At 71.9% G+C, this 23,882-nt stretch carries 12 protein-coding genes; 9 read left to right on the forward strand and 3 right to left on the reverse strand.

What is annotated here, in order from left to right; genetic code table 11:
* Positions 1 to 156: 156 nt before the first annotated feature.
* Positions 157 to 1,419 (reverse strand): wax ester/triacylglycerol synthase domain-containing protein, encoded by a 1,263-nt coding sequence (locus ACZ56V_RS11790; protein ID WP_468941379.1) that lies wholly within the window; start codon positions 1,417 to 1,419, stop codon positions 157 to 159.
* Positions 1,420 to 1,859: 440 nt separating this feature from the next.
* Between ACZ56V_RS11790 and ACZ56V_RS11795 the strand changes: the two genes are divergently transcribed.
* The 4 genes from ACZ56V_RS11795 to ACZ56V_RS11810 all read left to right on the forward strand — a co-directional run bounded on the left by ACZ56V_RS11795 (position 1,860) and on the right by ACZ56V_RS11810 (position 17,254).
* Positions 1,860 to 2,993, forward strand: a complete 1,134-nt coding sequence (locus ACZ56V_RS11795; RefSeq protein ID WP_468941382.1) for an SDR family oxidoreductase — start codon at positions 1,860 to 1,862, stop codon at positions 2,991 to 2,993.
* Between the two features lie 64 nt (positions 2,994 to 3,057).
* The gene (locus ACZ56V_RS11800; protein ID WP_468941385.1) at positions 3,058 to 4,641 is read left to right on the forward strand and encodes a PfaD family polyunsaturated fatty acid/polyketide biosynthesis protein; all 1,584 of its coding nucleotides are present in this window, start codon (positions 3,058 to 3,060) and stop codon (positions 4,639 to 4,641) included.
* 44 nt (positions 4,642 to 4,685) lie between these two features.
* A complete protein-coding gene (locus ACZ56V_RS11805) occupies positions 4,686 to 10,628 on the forward strand; it encodes an SDR family oxidoreductase (RefSeq protein ID WP_468941388.1) in 5,943 nt (1,980 codons plus the stop codon).
* A 59-nt stretch (positions 10,629 to 10,687) separates the two neighbouring features.
* Positions 10,688 to 17,254: a beta-ketoacyl synthase N-terminal-like domain-containing protein gene (locus ACZ56V_RS11810; protein ID WP_468941391.1), complete on the forward strand. Its 6,567-nt coding sequence runs from the start codon at positions 10,688 to 10,690 to the stop codon at positions 17,252 to 17,254.
* A 63-nt stretch (positions 17,255 to 17,317) separates the two neighbouring features.
* On the opposite strand, the gene ACZ56V_RS11815 is transcribed toward ACZ56V_RS11810, so the two are convergent.
* Positions 17,318 to 17,767, reverse strand: a complete 450-nt coding sequence (locus tag ACZ56V_RS11815) for a VOC family protein (protein WP_398915372.1) — start codon at positions 17,765 to 17,767, stop codon at positions 17,318 to 17,320.
* On the opposite strand from ACZ56V_RS11815, the gene ACZ56V_RS11820 reads away from it, so the two are divergent.
* Both ACZ56V_RS11820 and ACZ56V_RS11825 read left to right on the forward strand, forming a co-directional pair.
* Positions 17,766 to 18,416 carry a serine/threonine-protein kinase gene (locus ACZ56V_RS11820; protein WP_468941394.1) on the forward strand — a complete coding sequence of 217 codons (651 nt, stop codon included), beginning with the start codon at positions 17,766 to 17,768 and terminating at the stop codon, positions 18,414 to 18,416. The two genes, ACZ56V_RS11815 and ACZ56V_RS11820, sit on opposite strands and share 2 nt — an antisense overlap.
* Positions 18,413 to 19,162 carry a serine/threonine-protein kinase gene (locus ACZ56V_RS11825; protein ID WP_468941397.1) on the forward strand — a complete coding sequence of 250 codons (750 nt, stop codon included), beginning with the start codon at positions 18,413 to 18,415 and terminating at the stop codon, positions 19,160 to 19,162. Before ACZ56V_RS11820 ends, ACZ56V_RS11825 begins: the two co-directional genes overlap by 4 nt.
* A 93-nt stretch (positions 19,163 to 19,255) precedes the next feature.
* Here ACZ56V_RS11825 and ACZ56V_RS11830 read toward each other — a convergent pair whose 3' ends face one another.
* Positions 19,256 to 20,542, reverse strand: coding sequence for an MFS transporter (locus tag ACZ56V_RS11830; protein ID WP_467379403.1), 1,287 nt, complete (start codon positions 20,540 to 20,542; stop codon positions 19,256 to 19,258).
* A 426-nt stretch (positions 20,543 to 20,968) separates the two neighbouring features.
* Here ACZ56V_RS11830 and ACZ56V_RS11835 point away from each other — a divergent pair, with 426 nt between their 5' ends.
* From ACZ56V_RS11835 to ACZ56V_RS11845, 3 genes are read left to right on the forward strand one after another with little or no spacing between them, the layout of a single operon-like run.
* Complete coding sequence (locus tag ACZ56V_RS11835) at positions 20,969 to 21,988, forward strand: FecCD family ABC transporter permease (protein WP_398915516.1); 1,020 nt, start codon at positions 20,969 to 20,971, stop codon at positions 21,986 to 21,988.
* Between the two features lies 1 nt (position 21,989).
* Complete coding sequence (locus tag ACZ56V_RS11840; protein ID WP_398915377.1) at positions 21,990 to 22,763, forward strand: ABC transporter ATP-binding protein; 774 nt, start codon at positions 21,990 to 21,992, stop codon at positions 22,761 to 22,763.
* A gap of 14 nt (positions 22,764 to 22,777) precedes the next feature.
* Entirely contained in the window at positions 22,778 to 23,800 is a 1,023-nt protein-coding gene (locus ACZ56V_RS11845; protein ID WP_468941402.1) for an ABC transporter substrate-binding protein, read from the forward strand.
* Positions 23,801 to 23,882: the final 82 nt, after the last annotated feature.

Consider the following 23,882-nt stretch of genomic DNA (forward strand, 5'->3'; position numbering starts at 1 on the left):
TTCCGAGGAGATGGGCAAGGCCCACATCTACGGGGAGCTGTGCCGGCCGCGCCAAAGGACCAGGACGAGCAGGACCGTACAGCGGTGACGTCGAGGCCGGCTTCCTCGCCCGGTTGGCGCCGCACCGTGTGCTCCGGCCCACCCCGGAGCGCGCGATCACGCCGCTGGTCCGAGTTCCTGCTCGAGCACCTCCACGGCGTCCGTCCACAGGCCGGGCAACCGCTCGCAGTGAGGCAACGCGTCGTCGACCGTGAAGGAAACCTCAGCCCAGTCGCCGAAGAAGGCAAGCCCCACACCACAGATGTGGCCCGGCAGGAGCAGCGGGAGCAGGGCGGCGCCCGTGACATTGGTGGTGCCCAGCGCCCCGCCATCAGCGAGCGGCACGGAGGTGGTCATCACCGCGGTGACATTCGGTGAGGTGATCTGGCGCATGTACCAGGCCGTGGGCCGGGCGGGCATGTACCGGACCAGGTCGTGGATGGCCTGCCGTCGAGGCCTCCGCTTCACCGCGGAGGTGGCTGCCGCGACGAGTTCGAGCCGTCGTGACGGCGAGGTCTCGGCCAGGGGGAGCCGCACCGGGACGGCGAAGGTGCGGTTCCCCCACGTCTGCTCCTCGTCGTGCCGACGTGCGTCCACGGGCAGCAGCGCCGACACATGCCGCAGAGGGACACCGGCCTCTTCCGACCACCTGCCCAGGGCACCCGCCAGTGCCGTGAGGTGAACGTCGTTCGCCGACACCCGACGTGCCGTTCCGATCCGGCGCAGCCTCTCGACGGGCACCCGGGCCCGCAGCAGTCTCCGCCGTCCACTGGGCACGAAGGCCGTCGAGGGCCGCCGGCCCGGACGGGGAAGAACGTCGAAGGCGTACTTCGCCGCGCAGCCCAGCGCCCTGACCGTCCTGCGCAGGTTCTCCCCGTGGCCGCGCGGGCCCGGCAGCGGCCGGAGGGCGGACTCACCGGTACCGAGCAGGGTACGGAAGGCGAGGGCGGCGGCGATTCCGTCCTGGCAGACGTGCTCGAACCGGTAACACACGGCGTACTCGTCGGGCGCCTGGCCGTGCACCAGCCACAGGCCCCAGGGCGCGTCGCGGGGCAGTGGGGCGCTGAGGGCCGTCTCCAGGGGGGACTGCGGTGTGTCAGGGCAGGCCGCCACTACTTCATGCACATGGCGTTCGAGAGTGAAGGACTCGTCGGGGCGCCACACGGGAGGCCGTGCGTTTCGTTCCAACCGGTGGGTGAGCATGGGCAGTTTCGGCAGGTGCATTCCGACGTAGGCCCGGAAGTCCTCCAAACTCGGTGGCCGGCCGCTGAGGTACGCGATGCCCCCGGTGTCCCAGCGGGCCCCGGGATGGGCCTTGGCCAGTCTCAGGTACGCGCGGTCGATCGGGTGAGTACGCACGTCGGCGGACACGGTCACCATCTTCCGGTCGGGGCGGTCCGGTGGAGTCGCGAAGCGGTCGGTATCGAGGAGGACAGGGCCGGCCGTCGGCCGGAACGGAGCCGGAGAGGGGGGTGCTCGAACGGCCGGCATCCGGGTCGGAAGCACAAGGTAGACGGCCCTCCCTTTGCGTTCGCGGAGTCCTCGGCCTCTTCACGCGGGCGGACTAGGCTTTCGCGCTCCTGTTCGTCAATCTTCGTGTCGGTGCGACGCCTTCGAGGATGAGCGTGGGCGGAAAGGTGTCCCCAGGCACCCGTCGGCTGGCAATGTCCTCGGAGTGCGTCGGAGTGCGTCGGAGTGCGTCGGAGTGCGTCGGAGTGTCCGAGGGGGAGGCCGGGGATGAGGGTGGGCGAATCGGTGGCGCGGACGCGATCACTTCCATCTGCCTTCCCGCGCCGTGGTGGCCCGGGGGAGTCGCAGTCGTGAACATCGCCCTCACCGGTGCCACCGGTTTCCTCGGCCTCCGTCTGCTGCGGTGCCTTCTGGAACGGCACGCGTCGCTGACCCTGTTCACCCATGGGGCTTCGGGAGACGCCCTGGACCGCATCACGCGGTTCTTCGAGGTGACCGGAGCGCCGGAACGGCTGACCGCGGAACTGCCCACGCGGTTGCGAGTGGTACCCACCGACCTGAGCCGTCCGCGCATGGGACTGCCCCCGGCGCGGTACGGGGAACTGGCCGGCGCCCTCGACGCGATCTTCCACAGTGCCGGCTCCATCAACCTGGAGGGCGACCTCGCCTCGCTGCGCCGCGTGAACGTCGAAGGGACCAGGAACGTATTGGAGTTGGCCGCTGCCGGAAGCCGCCGACCGGTGGTCTACCACGTCAGCACCGCCTTCGTGGCCGGAGCGCGACGTGAGGGAGTCGTCTACGAGGACGAACTCGACGACACCCACGGCTTCGAGAACGCCTACGAGCGGTCCAAGTACGAGGCCGAGACCTTGGTGCACGCATGGTCGCGGACACACCGCAGACCCGTCGTCGTGCTGCGGCCGAGCATCCTGGTCACGGACGTGCCACCGCATCCCGAACTGCCCCGGCACCCGCTGCAGGTCATGGACCAGTTGGTGTGGGACGCGCTGCGCGCCACCGGCCATGCCGAGGCCCGCCGCGCCCGGTCCGACCTGCCCGTCGTCCGACTGGTCGGCCGACGCTACGGCCACCTCAACATGATGCCCGTCGAGGATGCTGCGAGGGCGATGGTGCGCCTGGCGGACCGGGAACCGTCCGGTCGCGTCGACACCTACCACGTCGTCCACGAACACGAAGTTCCGGTGGCCGCGGTCACCGAACTCATGGAGCGGCTCGCGCCGCTGCGGACCCGGCTGGTCGAGAAGCGACCCGACGACGTGTCCGCCCTGGAAGCCTCCATGGACTTCTACCCGGGCATCACGCCCTACCTGAGCCACCTCCGCCGCTACGACGACACCCGGGTACGCACCGCGCTCGGGGCTCTCCGGTCCGTCACCCGGGTGGACGTCGACTACCTCTTGTCCGGTCTCCGCCCGACGCCCCCGGCACATCCAGAGGTGGCGCCGGGAGAGTCCCGGAACTGAGGCCGAGCCCGACCTTCCCCTCGACCGCCCCCCCCGTAAGCACGCCTCCCATTGGAGCCCGCCCTTGTCCGCTCCCGCCCGGCTCGGCACCACCGACGCGCATCCGCCGGACTTCTCACCCGAAGCGATCACCGCGGCTACCCGGCGGATCCGGGAGCACGTGCACATCGTCACCGACAGCACCCGTCGGGACCTCGGCCTGGCTTTCGGACCGCGGCGTGCCGACGACGTCGTCGGCACGCTGCCGCCGCTGTATCCGGAGTGGCTCGGCGGACGCACCTTCTGCGAAGCCCACGGCGTCCGCTTCCCCTACGTGGCGGGAGAGATGGCGAACGGCATCGCGACGACGCGCATGGTCACGGCCATGGCCCAGGCCGACATGCTCGGCTTCTTCGGCGCGGCGGGTCTCGGACTGCCGGAGGTCGAGCGGGCCGTGTGCGAACTGGCCGACCGGCTCCAGGGCAGGACCAACTGGGGCGTCAACCTCATCCACTCGCCGGTCGAACCGGAACTCGAACACCGGGCCGCGAAGCTGCTGCTCCGCCACGGGGTGCCTTGTGTGTCGCTGTCGGCCTACCTGGAACTCACTCCGGCCGCGGTGCTGTGCGCGGTCCGCGGGCTGCGCCGGGACGGTGACGGACGGATCGTGCGTCCCACGCGGGTCGTCGCCAAAGTGTCCCGGCCCGAGGTGGCCGAGAAGTTCCTCTCACCCGCACCGCCCCACCTCCTGCGCGGACTCGTGGAGCAGGGCGAGCTGAATGCCGAGGAGGCCGAACTGGCCCGTGAGGTACCGGTGGCCGAGGACATCACGGTGGAGGCCGACAGCGGTGGTCACACCGACGGCCGACCACTGGGCGCCCTGCTGCCCCGCGTGCTGGTGCTGCGCGACGACATCGTCCGCCGTTTCGGTTACCGGCGCCAGGTCGGAGTCGGTGCCGGCGGAGGACTCGGGACGCCCGCCGCGGTGGCGGCGGCGTTCGCGCTCGGGGCGGCCTACGTGGTGACGGGGTCGGTGAACCAGACGGCCACGGAGGCGGGCATCTCCGACGAGGCCAAGGCGTTGCTCGCCCAGGCGGACGTCGCCGACGTGGCCATGGCACCGGCGGCGGACATGTTCGAGATGGGCGTCACGCTCCAGGTGCTGCGCCGGGGCACCATGTTCGCCCCCAGGGCCTCCCAGCTCTACGCCGCCTACCGGGCGCACCCGTCCTTGGAGGACATCCCCGCCCCCGTGCGGGCGAAGCTGGAGCGGGACGTCCTGGGCGCGCCCGTCGACGAGGTGTGGGAACGGACCAAACGGTTCTGGGCGGCACGCGATCCCGCGCAGATCACTCGGGCGGAGAGCGACCCCAAGCACCGGATGGCACTGGTCTTCCGCTGGTACCTGGGCAACTCCAGCCGCTGGGCCATCGACGGGGACACCGGCCGGCGTACCGATTACCAGATCTGGTGCGGCCCGGCGATGGGAGCGTTCAACCGGTGGACCGCGGGAGGCTTCCTCGCCGAGCGGCAGAACCGCACCGTGGTACAGATCGCGCTCAACCTCCTCGAGGGCGCCGCCGTTCTCACCCGGGCGCACCAACTGCGCACCTACGGCGTCCCGGTCCCCGCCTCGGCCTTCGCGTACACGCCACGCAGGCTCGCGTGACCGCGCTCCCCACCCGGAAGACGACCCCTGACGAAAGGGAGCCCGTGTCCGACACCCACCCCCCACAGGTTCCCGTCGCCGTGGTCGGCATCGGGGCCCTGGCACCGGGCTCGACCGACCCCTCGGAGTTCTGGCGGACCGTGTTCTCGGGCCGGGACCTGATCACCGACGTGCCGCCGTCGCGCTGGCTCGTCGAGGACCATTACGACCCCGACCCCGCAGCTCCGGACAAGACCTACGCGCGCAGGGGGGCGTTCCTGCCCGAGGTCGGCTTCGACCCACTGGCCTACGGAATCCCACCTGCGACCCTTCCCGCCACCGACACCAGCCAGCTGCTCGCCCTCATGGTGGCCGACCAGGTCCTCGCCGACGCCGGCGGGCTGTCGGGGGTGGACCGTGACCGGGTCGGCGTCATCCTGGGCGCGGCCTCGCTGGAGCTGCTGAGCCACATGCAGGGGCGGACCCAACGCCCCGTGTGGCTGAAGGCCTTGCGGGAGAGGGGTGTACCCGAGGCCGAGGCCCAGTCCGTGTGCGACGCGATCCGGGACCACTACACGCCCTGGCAGGAGTCGACGTTTCCCGGGCTCCTCGGCAACGTCGTCGCGGGACGCATCGCCAACAGGTTCGACCTGCACGGCACCAATCACACCACCGACGCCGCGTGCGCCAGCTCCTTCGCCGCCCTGTCGACCGCGGTCGCGGAACTCTCCCTGGGCCGTGCCGACCTGGTCATCAGCGGGGGTGTCGACACCCTGAACGACATCGGCATGTTCATGTGCTTCTCGAAGACACCCGCGTTGTCCCCCACCGGGGACTGCCGGCCCTTCTCCGACGAGGCCGACGGCACGATGCTGGGTGAGGCCGTCGTAATGTACGCGCTCAAGCGGCTGTCCGACGCGGAACGGGACGGCGACCGGATCCATGCCGTGATCCGGGGGATCGGCAGCTCGTCCGACGGCAAGGGTACGGCGATCTACGCGCCCCTGCCCGAGGGCCAGGCGCGGGCACTGCGACGCGCGTACGAGCAGGCGGCGTACGACCCGGGCACTGTGGAACTCGTCGAGGCACACGGCACCGGCACCAAGGCCGGGGATGCCGCCGAACTCGCCGCGCTGCGGACGGTGTTCGAGGACAGCGGGCGTGAGGACAGGCAGTGGTGTGCGATCGGCTCGGTGAAGTCCCAGATCGGTCACACCAAGTGCGCCGCGGGCGCCGCCGGGCTGCTCAAGGCGGTCATGGCGCTGCACCATCAGGTCCTGCCGCCGACCATCAAGGTCGAGCGGCCCACGTCCGTGGTGCGCACGCGGGACAGCCCGTTCTACGTCAACACCGAGGCACGCCCGTGGGTACGCCCGCCCGGTCATCCGCGCCGGGCCTCGGTGTCCAGCTTCGGCTTCGGAGGCAGCAACTTCCACGTCACCCTGGAGGAGTACGTCCCGTCGGCGGAACCCGGCCGTCACGCGTGGCGCAGCCGGTGCGCGCCCACGGAACTGGTGCTGTTCAGTGCCTCCTCGCCGGCCGCCCTGCTGGAGCGGACCGTCGACCGGAACCGCCCGCTCGCCGAGATCGCGAGGGAGAGCCAGACCGGGTTCCGGCCCGCCGACGAGGTACGCCTGGCCGTCCTGGCGACCGACACCGACGACCTGCACGACAGGTTCTCGCAAGCCGCCGCGGCGATCCGGCAGCGCCCGCACGACGCCTTCTCCCTTCCCGGCGGGGTGCACTACGGCGTCGGAGACCCCGCCGTCGGCAAGGTGGCGTTCCTCTTCCCGGGGCAGGGGGCCCAGTACGTCGGCATGGGAGCGGGCCTCGCCATGTACGCCCCCGCCGCCCAGGCCGTCTGGGACCGCCTGGCAGGCCGCCGGTTCGAGGACCGCGCCCTGCACGGCGTGGTGTTCCCGCCTCCCGGCTTCGACGACGCGGAGCGTAAGGCGCAGGCCGCCCTGCTGAACGCCACCGAGTGGGCCCAGCCGGCGCTCGCCGTGCACAGCCTGGCCCTCCTGGAGGTGGTGCGCGGCCTCGGGCTGCGGCCCGACTGCGTGGGCGGCCACAGCTTCGGCGAACTGGTGGCCCTGCACGCCGCGGGAGTACTGGACGCCGAATCACTGGTCGCACTCGCCCGCAGCCGGGGCGAGCTGATGCGCGCCGCGGCCGGCAGCCCCGGGGCGATGCTGGCCGCGGCCGCGAGCCGCGAGCGAGTGACGGCGGTCCTCGCCGAGGCGGGGGTGAAGAACGTGTGGCCGGCGAACCACAACGCGCCGGACCAGGTCGTGGTGTCCGGCGAGAGCGGGGCGATCGAGGCAGCCGAGCGGGAGTTCCTCGCCAGGGGCATCGCCGTGAGCAGGCTGGAGACCTCGCACGCCTTCCACACCCCGCTGGTCGCGTCGGCGGCCGAGCCACTGTCCGCGTTCCTGCGCGACATGACACTCACGGCACCCGTGATCGACGTGTACGGCAACGAGGACGCGGCACCGTACCCGGAGGACCCCGACGACGTACGCCGCAGGATCGCCGCACACCTGGCCTCGCCCGTGCTGTTCGCCGAGCAGGTCGAGGCGATGCACGCCGCGGGAGTGCGGACGTTCGTCGAGGTCGGCGCCGGGGCCGCGCTGACCGGCCTGGTCGGACGCATCCTCGGGGACCGCGAGCACACCGCGGTCGCCCTGGACCGCCGGGGACAGGACGCGGTCACCACCCTGCACGGCGCGCTCGGCAGACTCGCGGCGCGCGGTGCGCAGTTGGACTACGGCTTCCTCTGGGCGCCGTACGGACCGTCAGGGACAGAAGTGAAGGAGCGCGAACCGCGCATGACCGTGCAGATCAGCGGTGCCAACTACGGTCAGCCCTACCCCCCGGAGGGCGGGACGGCCGAACTGCTCCCGCCGAATCCGCCCCGGACCACACCGGCGGCGACGCTCGCGCCCGCGCCGCCTCTGGTGCCTGCTCCGCCTCTGGTGCCGACCGGCGAAGCCGCTCCGGCCCGGGAACCCGTACCGGTCGCCCCGTCCCCGTCGGGGCCGATCGACCCGGCTCTCCCGGCGGACCCGCACTGGCTGGCCATGGTCGAGAGCGTGCAGCGGCACGCGGCGGAGACCCACGCGGCCTGCCACCGCATGCTGGCCGACAGCCACATGGCGTTCCTGCGGATGACCGAGACGACCCTGGGCGCGATGCTGGGCGCGCCCCCGCGGGAGGACGTTCCCGCCCTGCCCACTCCGCCCGCGTCCCCCGATCCCGCGGCGGTGCCGCACACCGGGGTCCAGACCTCCGCCCCCGCGGGCCGGGTGCCCGAGGCGGTTCCCGGCGCGACGCCGCGCACTCCCGACCCGCTGCCGCAGTTCCCCGCCCCCACCGCGGCCCCCGTCGTACCACCCGCCCGCACGCCCGAGCCCTCACCGGCTCCGGACCGCGCCGACGCGCCGACGGTCGCGGACCCGGCCCGGTTGGAGGAGCTGCTGCTCTCGGTGGTGGCCGAGCGCACCGGTTACCCGGTGTCGATGCTCAACGCGGACATGGCGCTCGACGCGGACCTCGGCGTGGACTCCATCAAGCGTGTGGAGATCCTTTCGGTCGTCCGGCAACGGGTGGGTGACCTGCCGACCGGGGACGTCGCCGCGCTCGGCAGGCTCAGCACCCTGCGCGAGATCGTGGACGCCCTGACGGACGCGGCCGCTCCCGCCGGCGCACCGTCCGCCGCCCAGGCCGAAGCCCCTGTCGTGAGCCGGGAACCCGAGCCGGTGGAACTGCGGCGCCTGGCCCTGCGCACGGTGGACGCACCCGCGCCGGGACTGGAGACGGCGGGACTGGCTGACGGCCCCGTGTACGTGGTGGGTGGTCCCGTCAAGACCGCCGACCTGGTGGCCGGGAAACTCACCGGCCGCGGAGTACGGGCCGAGGCCGCGACACGTGTGCCCGACGGTGCGGGCGCCGTCGTGTACCTCGGCGGGCTGGCCGACATCGGGTCGCCGGAGGAGGCCGGACCGATCCTGCGCGAGGCCTTCCGCACGGCACGCTCGGTCGCCCCGCGCATGGAGGCGGCCGGTGGGGTGTTCGTCACCGTCCAGGACACGGGGGGCGACTTCGGCCTGGACGGCGGGGAACCCGACCGCGCGTGGCTCGGCGGTCTCGCCGCCCTGACCAGGACCGCGGCACGGGAATGGCCGGACGCCTCCGTCAAGGCGATCGACTGCGAACGCGGCGGCCGGGACGCCGAGGCCGTCGCCGAGGCGATCGTGGAGGAACTGCTCATGGGCGGACCGGCACCGGAGGCCGGCCTGCGCGCGGACGGGACCCGCCTCGTGCCGTGCGCCGTCGAGGCACCGGCGGAACCGGGCACCGCCGCCACGGGGATCGGCCCGGAGTCGGTGATCGTGGCCACCGGGGGAGCGCGCGGGGTCACCGCGGCCGCCCTGACCGACCTGGCCCGGACCCACCGGCCGCGCATCGCTCTGCTGGGCCGCACGGAACTGGTGGCGGAGCCCGCGGGGGCATCCGCGGCCACCGACGAAGCCGCACTCGTGCGGCTGCTCGGCGAGCAGCGGGCCGAAGGCACCGGCCCCGCCGAGATCAGCGCGCGGGCGAGGGCGATCCTGGCCGCGCGCGAGGTGAGGGCGACCCTCACCACACTGGAGGAGTCCGGCTCGCCGGTCAGGTACCTGCCGGTGGACGTCAGGGACGGTGAGGCCCTCGCGGCCGCGCTGTGCGAGGTGCGTGAGGCGTGGGGCCCGGTCACCGGGATCGTGCACGGCGCCGGAGTACTGGCCGACAAGCGGATCTCCGACAAGACGGACGAGCAGTTCGACCGGGTGATGTCCACCAAGGCCGACGGCCTGCGGGCCCTGCTCGCGGCGACAGCCGACGACCCGGTCGAGACGATCTGCCTGTTCTCCTCGGTGGCCGGGGCCTTCGGCAACGCGGGACAGTGCGACTACGCCATGGCCAACGCCGTGCTCGACCATGTGGCGTCGGCCGAGCGGGCCCGACGGCCTCACTGCCGGGTCCGCTCGATCGCGTGGGGGCCCTGGCGCGGCGGGATGGTGACCCCGGCACTGGCCGAGCACTTCGGCCGGTCGGGCGTCGAGCTGATCCCCCCGCAGCGGGGCGCCGCCGCCTTCACCGCCGAACTCGGCGCTCCGGCCGCTGACGGCCGGGTCATCCTGGTGGCCGGTGACGGGGGCGCGCCGCCGGACGGTGCCGGCGACCCGCCCACGGCTCAGCTCCGCGTCACGTCCGCCACGCACCCCTACCTGGCCGACCACCGCGTTGCCGAGGATCCGGTACTGCCCCTGGCCATGGTCCTGGACTGGTTCACGGGCGCGGCCCGAGCATGGCGCCCCACGTCCGGCGGGCCGGTCCTGCGTGACGTGCGGGTGCTCGACAAGGTCACCCTGCCGAGGCTGGCGCACGAGGGGCACCGGTTCACCGTGCACGGACACCGCCGCCTCGTCGGTCCCCCGTCGGGCCTGGAGGCGGACCTGCGGGACGCGGACGGCGCGCCGCACTTCCGCGCCGTACTGGACTTCGAGGCGGCCCCCTCGGAACGGGAGCCGTGGGCCGGTCCCGGGGAAGGGGGCAGCACGGAGCGCCCCGTCCCCTACGACGGACGGACCCTCTTCCACGGACCACGGTTCCAGGCACTGCGCACCCTGCGCGGCGTCGGTGCCGACGGGGCGGAGGCGACCGTCGTGGGCGTCGCCGAACTGGGCTGGGGCGGCGCCCACTGGCAGACCGATCCGGCCGCGGTGGACGGTGCGCTGCAACTGTCCCTGGTATGGGCGGACCATGCCCTGGGCAGCGCGTGCCTGCCGATGGCCGTCGCCGAGTGCCGCGTCCACCGGCGCGGCCCCGCCGCGGACAGCCTGAGGTCTGTGGTGCGGGCCCGGAAGGTGCACGACACCGGGGCACGGTGCGACGTGGCCCTCCTCGACCCGGACGGCGCCCTTCGCGTGGAGCTGCTCGGGGTGGAGCTCGTACGCCGTCCCGACTGAAGGAGCGCGCCCCGCGCCCCCGTTCCTCCGTATGCGTGCGCCCCGTGGAGTGGAGCAGTATGGGATTCGAACCGATCGCCGTCGTCGGACGCGGCTGTGTGCTGCCCGACGCACTGGACCCCGACACTTTCTGGGACAACGTCGCGGCACGCCGCTGCAGCCTGTCGGCGGTCCCGGAGGAACGGTGGCGGCTGCCCCACCGATGGGCCCTGGGCACGGTCGACGACCACCGCGACCGCACCTGGACCGACATCGGGGGCTATGTCCGCGGGTTCGAAGCGGTCTTCGACCCGAGTGGTTTCTCCGTCGATCCGGCACGGATCCTGACCCTCGACCCGCTCTTTCACTGGGTGCTGTACGGCGCCCGGCAGGCACTGGGGGAGTCCGGCTACGAGGGGCCCGGCGAGCGCGCCGGTCTGGTCCTCGGGAACCTCTGCTACCCCACGAGCACCGGGTCGGCCTACGCCGAGCACGTCTGGCTGTCCGCCCAGGAGCCGCCCGTACGGGACGCCCTGCTCACCGGCGCGCGTCGCGCACGCCCCGACGCGCGCAACCGCTTCTCCGCCGGGCTGCCCGCCCACTTCGCGGCCAGAGCCCTCGGACTGGGAGCGGGCGCCTTCGCGCTCGACGCCGCCTGCGCCTCCTCGCTGTACGCGATCAAGCTCGCGTGCGACCGCCTGCACGACGGCACCGCCGATCTGATGCTCGCCGGAGCGGTGAACCGCGTCGACAACCTGTTCCTGCACGTGGGGTTCTGCGGCCTGTCGGCCGTGAGCAGGTCCGGTCGCAGCCGCCCCTTCCACCGGGACGCGGACGGTCTGCTGCACGGCGAGGGCGCCGGGTTCGTGGCCCTGATGCGGCTCCCGGACGCACTGGTGGCCGGGGCGCCCGTCCTCGGGGTGATCCGGGGCATCGGGCTGTCCAACGACGGACGTGGCCGCGGCCTGCTCAGCCCGGCTCAGGAGGGACAGGAGCGGGCCATGGGACTGGCGTACTCCACGGCGGGCGTCGCACCGGAGACGGTCTCGCTCGTGGAGTGCCACGCCACGGGTACGCCGGTCGGGGACGCCGTGGAGGCCCGGAGCATGGCACGGACCTTCGCGGCGGCCCGCGACGTTCCTATCGGCTCCGTGAAGTCCAACGTCGGTCACCTGCTGGCCTCGGCGGGAGTGAGCGGCCTGCTCAAGGTGCTCGGGGCGATGCGCGCGGGCATCCGTCCGGCGACACTCGGGGCCGACCGGCCCCTCGCCGACCTCGAGGGCACACCGCTGCGTGTGCTGAGTGAGCCCGAGCCGTGGCAGGGCGTGCGCAGGGCCGCCGTCAGTGCCTTCGGCTTCGGCGGCACCAACGCCCATCTGATCGTCGATGCCTGGGACGGCGACTCGACAGCGCACCAGGCAGGCGCACCCGGCCCGTTCCGTCCGGTTCGGGATACCGCCGGGCATTCCGAGGTCCCCGCGGAGACCTCCGCGATCGCGATCGTGGCCGTCGGAGCGCGGGCCGGCGACGGGTCCGGGAGCGAGGACTTCCGCCGCGCGGTCCTCGAAGGCGAGCGGTGCGGTCCCACCACGAAGATCGACGTGTCACTTCCCGACCTGTGCTTTCCTCCGTCGGCCCTGCGAAGCACCTCGCCCCAGCAACTCCTGGTGCTGGAGGCCGCCCGCGACGCCGTCCGAGGGGTCTCCCTGCCCCGGGAGCGGACCGTGGTGCTCATCGGCGCGGGAGTCGACGCCGAAGTGGCGCGCGGCGGCGCACGCTGGAGACTGCCGCACTGGGCGGAGCAGTCCGGGTGCGACGCCGACCCCGATCTCCTCGGGCGTGCCCAGGACGCCTTCGTCTCCTCCCTGGGGGCCGAGCGGGTGGTCGGAACCCTCCCCAACCTCGTGGCCAACCGGATCAATACCCAACTCGACCTGGCGGGCCCCGGCTTCGCGGTGTCGGCGGAGGAGGCATCCGGCCTGGTGGCACTCGACCTCGCCGCCCGGGCCATCAGGGCGGGAGAAGCCGACGCCGCGTTGGTCGGAGCCACCGACGTGTCCAGCGGAGCGGTACACCGAGCCGCCCTGGGCGAGCTCGGCCGTGACACCGCAACGGGGGACGCGGCCGTCGTCCTGGTGCTGAAACCGCTCACCGCCGCCCGCCGGGACGGCGACACGGTGCTCGCCCTCCTCGACGGGGAGGGCGACGGCGAGGCCGACCTGCTGGTCGGGGACGACCCGGCGGCCGCGATCGACCCGGCGTCGGTCTTCGGACGGGTCCACGCCGCCCAGGGGCTGCTGTCCGTCGCCGTCGCGGCGACCGCGCTCACGCACCGCGCGGTGCCCCGTCCGGGAGAGCCCGCCCGGCCACTACCTGGCCTGCGTACCGCCGAGGCGGTCGTCGCCCCGCTGGAGGCCCCCTCCGTCCGCGTCCGGCTGCGCGCCGCAGACGTGCTGCCCCGGGTCGGGGGAGCCGTACCGCGGCTGCACGTCTTCTCCGGTGGCGACCGGCAGGAGGTGCTGGCCGCGCTGGAGGCGGGAGCGGAGTCCTCGGACGGCCCCGCGCGCCTGGCACTCGTCGTGGACGACGAGGCCGGACTCCGAGCGGCCGTGGAGGGCGCGCGCCGCTGGCTCGTCGGCGGCGGGGTCAAGCCCGGCGGCGTGCGGTACCGGGACGCCCCGGTGGTCGGAGAGACGGGGTTCGTGTACACCAACGGATCGGCCGCGTACCCCGGTATGGGGCGCGATCTGATGCTCGCCCTCCCGTCACTCGGCGAGAGCGTCCGGGCCAGACACGGCACCGCCGCCGGGCCCGTGGATCCAGGCCCTGCGCCGACGACGCTCGAACAGATCCGCAGCGCGGCCCGGCTCGCCACGGTCCACACCGAACTGTGCCGGGGACTGCTCGGCCTGCGGCCTGACGCCGCCCTCGGATACTCCTCCGGCGAGACAGCCGCCCTGGTGGCCCTGGGTGCCTGGCCGGACGCCGAGGGCCTGTACGCGGCCGCCCGCGAGAGCGGCCTGTTCACCCGGGAGCTGACCGGAGAACTCCGCGCGGTGCGGCGGGCATGGGAACGCGTCGGTGTGACCGGGACCCGGTGGTCCAGCTACCTGGTGACCGCCCCCCTCGAACGGGTCGGCGAGGAGATCGCGAGGGAACCGGCCGTTCACCTGATGGCGGTCAACGCACCCGGGGTATGTGTCGTCGGCGGAGAGGCACGGGCCTGCGCGGCCGCGGTGGACCGGCTCGGTACCGACAACGCCATCGCGATCGACTACGATCTCGCCGCCCACGCACCGGAGTTGGCGGAGGTTCGGGACCGGTGGCGCCGCCTCCACCTGCGACCCACCACCGAGGTGCCCGGGGTGCGGTTCTACAGTGAGGCCGACCGGCGGGCGTATCTCCCGACGACCGAGCGGGCCGCGGAGGCGATCACCGCCCAGGGCCTCGGCACGATCGACTTCGCCGGCACGGTGGAGAGGGCCTGGGCCGACGGGGTCAGGATCTTCGTGGAGCAGGGGCCGCGCGGACTGTGCACCGGGTGGATCAAACGGGTGCTCGGGGATCGAGAGCACGTGGCCGTGGCCCTGGACGCTCCGGACGGCAGGGGCCTGCGGCAGTTGTGCCTGGCCGTGGCCGAACTCGTGGTCGCCGGTGTGCCAGTGCGGGCCGACGCGCTGTTCGCCGAACTGCGGCGCGCTCCGGAGGCCGGAACCGCGCGAACCGGTCCGGCGCTGGAGGTGCCTGTCCTGCCAGAACCTCGGCTGTCGTCGTCACTGGGGCGCTCCACGGCGACCCTGCCAGAAGCACCCCGGTTGGCTCCCGTGCCCGTGCCCGTGCCCGGTCGGCCCGGCCCGTCGCCCGACACGCCGGCCGTCGTCGCACCCCGCGCGAGCGACGGGCAGGCCCCGGCGCCCGCAGACCGGCGGGCCCTCGCCGCCCGGCACGCCCTGCGGGTGACCGCGCTCCATCGGGACGTGATGGCCGAACAGACCCACCTGCACGAACGCTTCCTGCGGCTCACCGAGCAGTCCGTCGCCGCCCTGGGGCGTGCCGCACCGGTTCCGGCCGCAGACTCCCGCCAGCGGTCCGGCGTACCGCGCACCCGGCCCATGACGCCTCCGCCCGCGCCGCCCGCCGCCGAACCGAGCCGGTCACTGCCCGCCCCCCGGCCCCAGTTCGACAGGGCCCAGTTGGAACACCTCGCGTCCGGGCGGATCTCCGACCTCTTCGGACCCCGGTTCGCCCCGCAGGACGCCTACGCGGTGCAGACCCGGATGCCGGAGCCGCCGATGCTGCTGGCCGACCGCGTCACCGGTATCGACGCCGAACCGGCGGCGCTCCTCGCACCCGGGTCGGCGAACCAGCAGGGCACGATCTGGACGGAGACCGACGTCACCCTCGACAGCTGGTACCTCGACGCCACCGGGCGGATGCCCTGCGGCTTGATGGTCGAGGCCGGCCAGGCGGACCTCCTCCTCATCAGCTGGCTCGGCATCGACCTGCTGAACCGGGGCGAGCGGGCCTACCGGCTGCTGGGCTGCGAACTGACGTACCACGGAAGCCCTCCCCGCGCGGGAGAGACGCTGCGCTACGAGATCCGCATCGACGGACACGCCGAGCACGACGGTGTCCGGCTCTTCTTCTTCCACTACGACTGCCATGTCGACGGAGAACTCCGGCTCAGCGTCCGCGAGGGCCAGGCGGGGTTCTTCACCCGCGACGAACTCGCCCGGAGCGCCGGGGTGCAGGGCGACCCCGCCGCCGACCCACCCGGCCCCGACCTCCCCACCGACCCTCCCGCCGTCCGGTGCGCGTACGGCTCTTTCCACGCGGACCGGGTACTGGCCTTCTCCGAGGGGCGCCCCGCGGACTGCTTCGGACCCGGGTGGGAGCGGACCGCGGCCCACGTACGGTCGCCGCGCATCGACAGCGGCCGAATGCGGCTGCTGCGCGAGATCACCGCGTTCGACCCGGCGGGCGGGCCCTGGGGTCGCGGCTACCTCCGCGCCGAGACGCCCGTCGCGCCCGATGACTGGTTCTTCGACGGGCACTTCAAGAACGACCCCTGCATGCCGGGGACCCTGATGCTCCAGGGCGGTATGCAGGCCATGGCCTTCTACCTGGCCGCCCTGGGCTTCACCGTCGACCGGGACGGCTGGCGCTTCGAACCGGTCGACGGCGCCCCCAGCACGGCCGAGTGCCGCGGCCAGGCCACTCCGGACAGCCGACGGATCGTGTACGAGGTGTTCGTGCGCGGGGTGTCGGCCGGACCGGTGCCGACCCTGTACGCCGATGTGCTGGGCACCGTCGACGGGTGCAGGGCCTTCCACGGCCGCCACGTCGGACTCCGGCTGGTACCTGACTGGCCCCTGACGCACTGGCGCCAACTCGGTCCGCCCACCCAGCAGTCCAGCGGAACTCCGGTACCGGTCGCTTCGCTCGGCGGCCTGGTGGCACACCGAGAGCCCTCGGCGGTCGCGGTGGTGGACGGTTTCGCCTTCGACTACGCATCGCTGCTCGCCTGCGCGTGGGGCAGGCCCAGCGAGGCCTTCGGCCCGGCCTACGCGCGCTTCGACGGCACTCGCAGGTGCGCACGTCTTCCGGGCCCTCCGTACCACTTCATGAGCCGGATCGTCGAGGTGGAGGGGCCGCCGAACGGGATGCGGGAGGGCAGCCGCGTCGTCGCCGCATACGATGTGCCCGACCGCGCCTGGTACTTCGAGCAGAACGACGGCAGGACGATGCCGTTCGCCGTCCTCATGGAGATCGCCCTCCAGCCGTGCGGTTGGCTCGCCACCTACGTCGGCAGCGCCCTGACCAGCGACGGCGACCTGCTGTTCCGTAATCTCGACGGCTGCGGAACCGTCACCGAAGTGGTTACCGACGCGACGAGGGTCGTGCGGACCCACGCGGAGCTGACCAGTGTCTCGCGCGGCGGCGACATGATCATCGAGTCGTTCACGGTCCGTTGCTTCGCCGACGACCGACCGGTCTTCGAACTGTCGACGGTGTTCGGGTTCTTCCCGCGCTCGGCCTTCGAACAGCAGCCGGGACTCCCCGTCTCCGCGGCCGACCGAGCCGCGCTCACCGCTCCGTGCGACCACACGGTCGATCTCACCACCCGTACGCAAGCCGGCTTCGACGGCCCGGCGCGCCTGCCGGGCCCCATGCTGCTGATGCTCGACAGGATCACCGGTTACTGGCCGGACGCGGGCAGTGCCGGTCTCGGCCGGCTGCGGTCGGAGAAGGACGTGGACCCAGGGGAGTGGTTCTTCAAGGCGCACTTCTTCCAGGACCCGGTGCAGCCGGGATCCCTCGGCATCGAAGCGATGTGCCAACTCCTGCGGTACTACATGATCGAACGGGGTCTCACCGACGGCATCGAGTCTCCCCGGTTCGAGCCGGTGATGCTCGGCCGGGAAGTGACCTGGAAGTACCGGGGCCAGATCACTCCGGAAACCCGATTGATCACAGTGGAGATGGAGATCGTGGCAGTCGGTGAGGACGCCACGGGGCGCTGGGCTGTCGCCGAGGCGACGCTCTGGGGGGACGACACCTGCGTGTACCGCGCCCACGGACTCGGGTTGCGTGTAGCCATGCGGTCCGACGAGTCAGCCCTCTGGAACGTCCGGTTTGGCAGATAGAAACCGAGACATGGATCGAATAGTGCAGGGGCGGAACATTGCCTCTTCACCAGTAAAACGTGCCTAGTTGCCGACCACATCGTGACCGCTGTCGCTCCCTCGTTCGGGTGGGGTGATCGCGACGAGTTCGACTTCGAAGCCGTCGTCGTTCTCCAGATATCCGGCGTAGTGCTGTGTGCCGCCGGCGTAGGGATGCTTATCCGGGAACATGAGGCGCCAGCCGTGCTGAGCGGCGTCGGTGATCATCTTCTCGACGGTGAAGACGTCCTCGATGTGGAAGGCCAGGTGGTTCAACCCCGGTCGGCAGCGGTCGTGCTCTTTGCCGGTGAGGGATGGTGACTGCTCGATGACCAGGTAGGTCGGGCCGAGCTGCCAGCTGCGTCCACTCTCCCAGCTATGAAAGAGGGCGTACCCGAGCTCTTCCAGTAGCCAGCCGAGTGAGGCGAGCGCGCGATCGAGGTTCGGCACCCAAAGCTCGACATGGTGCAGTGTGCCATGCGGTGTCCGGCTCATGCGGCTGCCGTCCCTGGGTGTTCCACGAGCGATCCTCCGGGGAAATTCTGCACGGTTGGAATACTGCCTCTTCACCAGTAGAACGAGCTTAGGTACTTTCCTTGGATCATCGTCCACCCCAACGTCGGCGCCCTCCCTGTACGACCGGGGTATCCACGACGACGTGTTGTTCCTGGTCATGGAGAAGGTGGCCGGCCAGACGCTCACAGCGTGTCTCCAGGCTGAGAGTCCTTTCCCCGTGACGCGTGCCGTGGACATCGCCAGCAGCGTCTGCGCCGCGCTGGAGGCCGCCCACCGGGCCCAGGTCATCCATTACGACATCAAGCCCCACAACGTCATCGTCACCGGCGACGGGCTGGTGAAGGTCATCGACTTCGGGATCGCCGGGTTCGTCCAGGCCGCGTTCACAGTGGCGCGCTCCTCCCAACTGGCCCCGGCCGGAACGCCGGAGTTCGGCGCACCGGAGCAGTTCCTCACGGAACGCGGCGACGAACGCTCCGACCTGTACGCACTCGGTGGGATGCTCTTCGCGATGCTCGCCGGCCGGCCGCCCTTCACTGGGCACAACAGCCTCGCGGTCGTGCGGCGCAAGCTCGACGAGGAGGCCCGCCCCTCGACGGGTTCCGCCCCGGCCTGTCGCCGGAGGTGACCGCGCTCGTCGCCGAACTACTGGAGCGCGACCCCGACCGGCGCCCCCAGTCGGCAGAGCAGGTCCAGCAGCGGCTTCAGGCACTCCTGGCGACGTGCGCGGCAGCGGAAGCTCCCACCGCGGCGATGCCCCCGCCCCCGCGCACCCGCTTGATGGACGACATCCGACAGGCGCCTCGGCCGCCCTCTCCCAACTCCTGGAAAAGCGCCTCCACCGACGAGACGCCGTTCACCGCGGACGCCCTGCTGCCGCGGCGGTTCACCAACGACTTGGACATCGAGTTCGCGCGGATCGCCGAGGACACCCGCCCCTCCAGTGAAGCGGGCCCCAGCGACCTGGCGGGGGAACTCGCGCGCCGTGACTGTACCGAAGTGGTCGTCGGTGTCTACGCGGAGCAGCCCGGTCCCCACGCCACGCCCGAGAACCCCGTCCACGTCTCCGTCCAGGTGTTCGTGTTCCCCGACGCGGCGACGGCCCGGGACGCCCACGGGTACCTCGGTGACGGGGGCGGGGCCTGGCGCCTCACCATCTGGAGCGCCCGCGACGGGGGCGGCCTCGCCCCCTGTCCCGACAAGGTCCACCGCAGCTTCCGGTGGCGGTACAGCCAGAGAGTCCACCGCTACGTGACCGTGGCGCTGGCCTACCGCGGCGACCTCACCAACGACGGCTCCATCCGGCCCTGGCTCGCCGCAGCCTCCCGCAAGGCCGCGGTCTCCGCCGGGCCGCAGAACCACCACGACGTCTAAGGCGTGTCCGGCGGATCATGCCGCGAGCGGCACGTCTGAGCGGATGCGTGCATGGCTCCGGGCTGCGTCGACAGGGGCGGTACGTCGTGGTCGTCAGGGAGTGTCGTGGCGCGAGGGCGGATGCGAGAAGGTCCGGGCGCTGGGGACGAGGGCAGCGACGGCCGGGGCCGCGAAGCACGCGATTGCGCAGCCCACGAGGACGGCCCTGGTGCCGAAGGCGTCGATGGCCGGGGCGATGAGGGCGAGTCCGAGCGGGGCCAGACCGTACGAGAGGAGGAAGTCCAGGGAGGAGACGCGGGCCAGCTTGTCCGGAGCCACCTCGCGCTGGGCAGCGGTGAACCACGGCACGTTGAACAGTTCGATGCCGACGCCCGCGACGGCGTAGGCGGCCATCACGACGACCGGGTGCACCGGGAACACGAGGCTCAGCGGCGCGAGGCCGTAGGCGGCGAGCCCGGCGAGTGCGGCCCAGCCGGGGGAGCGGGGGCGCCAGCGGGCGATGAGCAGGGCGCCGGTGAGCGCGCCGGCGGTGTAGGCGGTCATCGCGCCCGCGAGAACCACCTCGGTGCCGTACTCCTCCCTGCTGACCAGAGGCAGCGCCACGCCGGTCGCCGAGTAACCGGTGGCTATGACGGCCGTCAGCGCGCCCAGACCGGCGAGGAACCACGGGTGCCTCCGTGCTTCACGTACACCCTCGGTGAACTCCGCCACGAAGGACCTGCCGCCTGCTCCGGCCGAGGGTGCCAACGGGGCGCTGGTTGCCGCCCGCTGCTTGCCGCGACCTGGGACGCATGCGGCGACGACCCAGAGCAGCCCGATGCCTACCAGCAGCGCCCAAATGTCCAGGAAAACGGCGAGCAGCGCGGCCAGGGAGGGGCCCACGAGCGTGGTGACTCGTACCGCCAGGGTCATGGCGGCGTTGGCCTGCTGCCTGTGGTCGGCGTCGACCACTTCGGCGGTGAGGGCCTGGTAGGCGGGTCGGCAGGCGCCCTGGCCGGCTCCCGCGATCGCAGCACCCGTCATCGCCATCAGCAGCACCGAGCGGTCCAGCCCGGCGGCGATTACGGGTGCTGCGGCTCCGGCGGCCAGGCCGGCCCACAGGACGACGCCCCGGCGGGAGTGCCGGTCGGCCAGCACGCCGGCCACGGGCACGGCGGCGAGGAATCCGACGGTGCGCGCCGCGAGCAGCAGGCCGAGATCGGTGGCGGTCAGTGTCCGGTCGAGCAGGGCGAGGCCGAGGACGAAGGGCAGGGCCCAGGTGGCCAGGCCCGATGCGGTGGCCCCCGTCCAGAGGCGGAGGAAGGGGAGGTCGAGCAGGACCGAGCGCTGCTTGGCGGGAGGGGACTGGGCGGCGGTGGGAGTCGCGGAGGGAGTGGGCACGAGGGATTCTCCTGTCCTGTTGGCGGCGACGGACTGGACGCGATCCGGCTGCAACACCCCTGTTCCGTAGTGCGGTTGCGCCACGGCACCGGCCGCGGGCACACGGCGGACAGCGCGGTGCGGGCGACACACTATCGCAGTGATAATCATTTCCATTAGAGTGGCTGTCGGCCGTCCTCGGTGAGGGGGTGCGGCCGTGTGTCACCAGCTGGTCCGGACGTCTGTCAGGCCGGAGAGGTGACAGGTTCCTGTGGGTGAAGATGATCTGTATTGCCGAGGGGAAAAGTGAAAGTACCGCACAAGCCTCCGCCCGCGGGTCCTGTGGCCTCGCCCGCCACGGGCGCGGACGCGGCCTTCCGGGCTGAGGTGTTGGCGTCTCGGCCTGCGGGGGCTGGGCGGGCTCGACTTGCGTCTCGCAAAGCACTCCTGGTCGGCTGCGCGGTGTTGGCTGCCGTCCTGCTCGTGTCCGTTGTCGTCGCCATCGGGCTCGGGCCCGCGGTCGTCACCCCGGGGGAGACCGCCCGTCATCTGTGGGCGGCTCTCAGTGGAGGGCGCATCGGTCCTGACGAGGTGACGACGTATCAGATCATCTGGCAGATCCGTACGCCGCGGGTGCTGTTGGCGGCGCTGGTGGGGGCCGGGCTGAGCGCGGTCGGAGTGGCGATCCAGGCCATGGTGCGCAACGCACTGGCCGACCCCTTCGTCCTCGGGGTCTCCTCGGGCGCCTCCGTCGGTGCCGTCGGTGTCACGGTCACTGGAGCGTTCGCGGTACTTGGTATCTACGCCGTCTCCGTGGGCGCGTTCATCGGTGCGCTCGTCGCCTCGCTCCTGGTGTACGCCGCCTCCTCCAGCCGAGGTGCGCTGTCACCGCTGCGCCTCGTCCTGACGGGCGTCGCCATGTCGCTGGGCTTCCAGGCTGTCATGAGCCTGATCATCTACTTCGCGCCGGACAGCGAGGCGACGAGCATGGTCCTGTACTGGACCATGGGCAGCTTCGGGGCCGCGACCTGGGGCGCGCTGCCCGTCGTCTCCGTCGTGGTACTGGCCGGACTCGCGGTCCTGTACCGGTACGGGCGGGCGCTGGACGTGCTCTCCCTCGGCGACGAGACCGCCGCGAGCCTCGGCTTCGATCCGGACCGGTACCGCAAGGTGCTGCTGGTCCTGGTCTCGCTGGTGACGGGCGTCATGGTCGCAGTGAGCGGCGCCATCGCCTTCGTCGGACTCGTCATGCCGCATGTGGTGCGGATGGTCGTCGGCGCCACGCACGCCCGCATGCTCGCCGTGACCCCACTGGTCGGAGCGATCTTCATGGTGTGGGTCGACCTGGCGGCACGGACCCTGGTGGCCCCGCGTGAGCTGCCGCTCGGGGTCATCACCGCGCTCGTGGGGGTGCCCGTCTTCATCGCGCTGATGCGGCGCAGGGGCTACACCTTCGGAGGGCGCTGACATGGACCTGAAACTCGATGAACTCTCCGTGGTGAGGGACGGCATGAGTCTCGTGCGCGGGCTGTCCCTGGAAGTGCCGGACGGGCAGGTGGTGGGGCTCGTGGGGCCCAACGGAAGCGGCAAGTCCACCGCGTTGCGGTGTGTCTACCGGGCGCTGCGCCCCAGCTCCGGAACCGTCTGGGTGGGCGAGCAGGACCTGACCCGGCTCCCGATGGGCCACAGTGCACAAACCATCGCGGCGATGACGCAGGACGGTGGCATCGACTTCGATTTCACGGTCGAGGAGGTCGTCGCGCTCGGACGCGCGCCCCATCTGCGCGGCAACCAGGCGCTCAGCAGCCGGGAACGCGAGCTGTGCGAGCGGGCGATGGACCAGCTCGACATCGGACACCTCGCCCACCGGGGCGTCATGACGCTGTCCGGCGGCGAGCGCCAGCGCGTCCTGCTCGCCCGCGCGCTCGTGCAGGAACCGGCGATCCTCGTCCTGGACGAGCCGACCAACCACCTGGACGTCCGCCACCAGGTCGCTCTCCTCTCACTCCTGCGCGGTGCCGGACTCACCGTCCTCGTCGTCCTGCACGACCTCAACCTCGCCGCGGCGGCCTGCGACCGGCTCGGCGTGCTCTCCCAGGGCCACCTGGTCGCCTCCGGCACCCCCGCGGACGTGCTCACGACAGACCTGGTCGCCGACGTTTTCGGTGTCAAGGCCAGCATCGTCCCCCACCCGCTGACCGGCGACCCCCAGCTCCTGTATTCGCTCGACTCCACCCGCTGAAAGGCTGCTCACGCATGCGTACAACCCGATACCCCACGATGGTCCGCCGGCCTGCCGCTCTCGGCTCTGCGCTGGCGGCGGCCCTGGTGCTCAGCGGATGTGGCGCCGAGGTCGAATCGGACGCCAAGGACTCCGGCACCGGCACCGTCACCGTCACCGTCAAGCGTTGCGGCGAACCGGTGGAGTACACGGTGCCCGAGCGGGCCGTCGCCTACGAAGGCGGCAGCGCGGACAAGCTGTTCGCCCTCGGTCTGACCGAGCACGTGCACGGCTATGTGATGCCTCCAGCGAACCCGCCGGTGAGCGAGTCACCGTGGGCATCCGAGTACGCGAAGGTGAAGATGCTCAGCGACGACCTCCTCAACAAGGAGGTCGTGGTCGAGGCCAAGTCCGACTTCGTCGTGGCCGGCTGGAACTCCGGCTTCAAGGACGAGCGGGGCATCACGCCCGAGATCCTGGACAAGCTCGGCATCCAGAGCTTCATGCACACCGAGAGCTGCTTCAACTACCCGGGTTTCCCGGAGAAGATGAGCCCCTTCGAAGCTCTCTACACCGACCTCGATCGGCTGGGCAGGATTTTCCAGGTCGGGAAGAAGGCCAACGAAGTCGTCGACGGGTTGAAGAAGCGGGTGGCGGAGGTCGAGGCGAAGGCCCCGGACGGCGACCCGGTGCCCGTCTTCCTCTACGACTCCGGCACCGACCAGCCGTTCACTGCGGGCAACCAGGTGCCCCCCAACGACATCATCAAGATGGCGGGCGGCAAGAACGTCTTCGACGGGCTCGACGAGCGCTGGACCCAGGTCAACTGGGAATCCGTGGCCGAGAGCGAGCCCGAAGTCGTCATCATCCTCGACTACGGCGACCTGCCCGCTGCGGAGAAGATCGACTTCCTGAAGAAGTCCCCCCACACCAGAGAACTCCCGGCCGTGAGGAAGAACAACTTCTTCGTCCTCGACTACAACGAGGGCATCAGCGGCCCCCGCAACATCGACGGCCTGGAGAAGTTCGCCACCTATCTGCGCGAACTCAAGGACTGACTCCCCGCACGCCAGGGCCTGCCGGGCAGGTATGAACGCCCGCCGGACAGGCCGTTCTTCGGCGTGGCCGCGCGCCATCCCG

Source organism: Streptomyces sp. NPDC034099, from assembly GCF_055575415.1.

Bases quoted from the DNA above. Each gene is read 5' to 3' on its own strand.
- ACZ56V_RS11845 (WP_468941402.1), top strand. From the start codon at position 22,778: ATGCGTACAACCCGATACCCCACGATGGTCCGCCGGCCTGCCGCTCTC.
- ACZ56V_RS11790 (WP_468941379.1), bottom strand. From the start codon at position 1,419: ATGGTGACCGTGTCCGCCGACGTGCGTACTCACCCGATCGACCGCGCG.
- ACZ56V_RS11820 (WP_468941394.1), top strand. From the start codon at position 17,766: ATGCGGCTGCCGTCCCTGGGTGTTCCACGAGCGATCCTCCGGGGAAAT.
- ACZ56V_RS11810 (WP_468941391.1), top strand. From the start codon at position 10,688: ATGGGATTCGAACCGATCGCCGTCGTCGGACGCGGCTGTGTGCTGCCC.
- ACZ56V_RS11840 (WP_398915377.1), top strand. From the start codon at position 21,990: ATGGACCTGAAACTCGATGAACTCTCCGTGGTGAGGGACGGCATGAGT.
- ACZ56V_RS11815 (WP_398915372.1), bottom strand. From the start codon at position 17,767: ATGAGCCGGACACCGCATGGCACACTGCACCATGTCGAGCTTTGGGTG.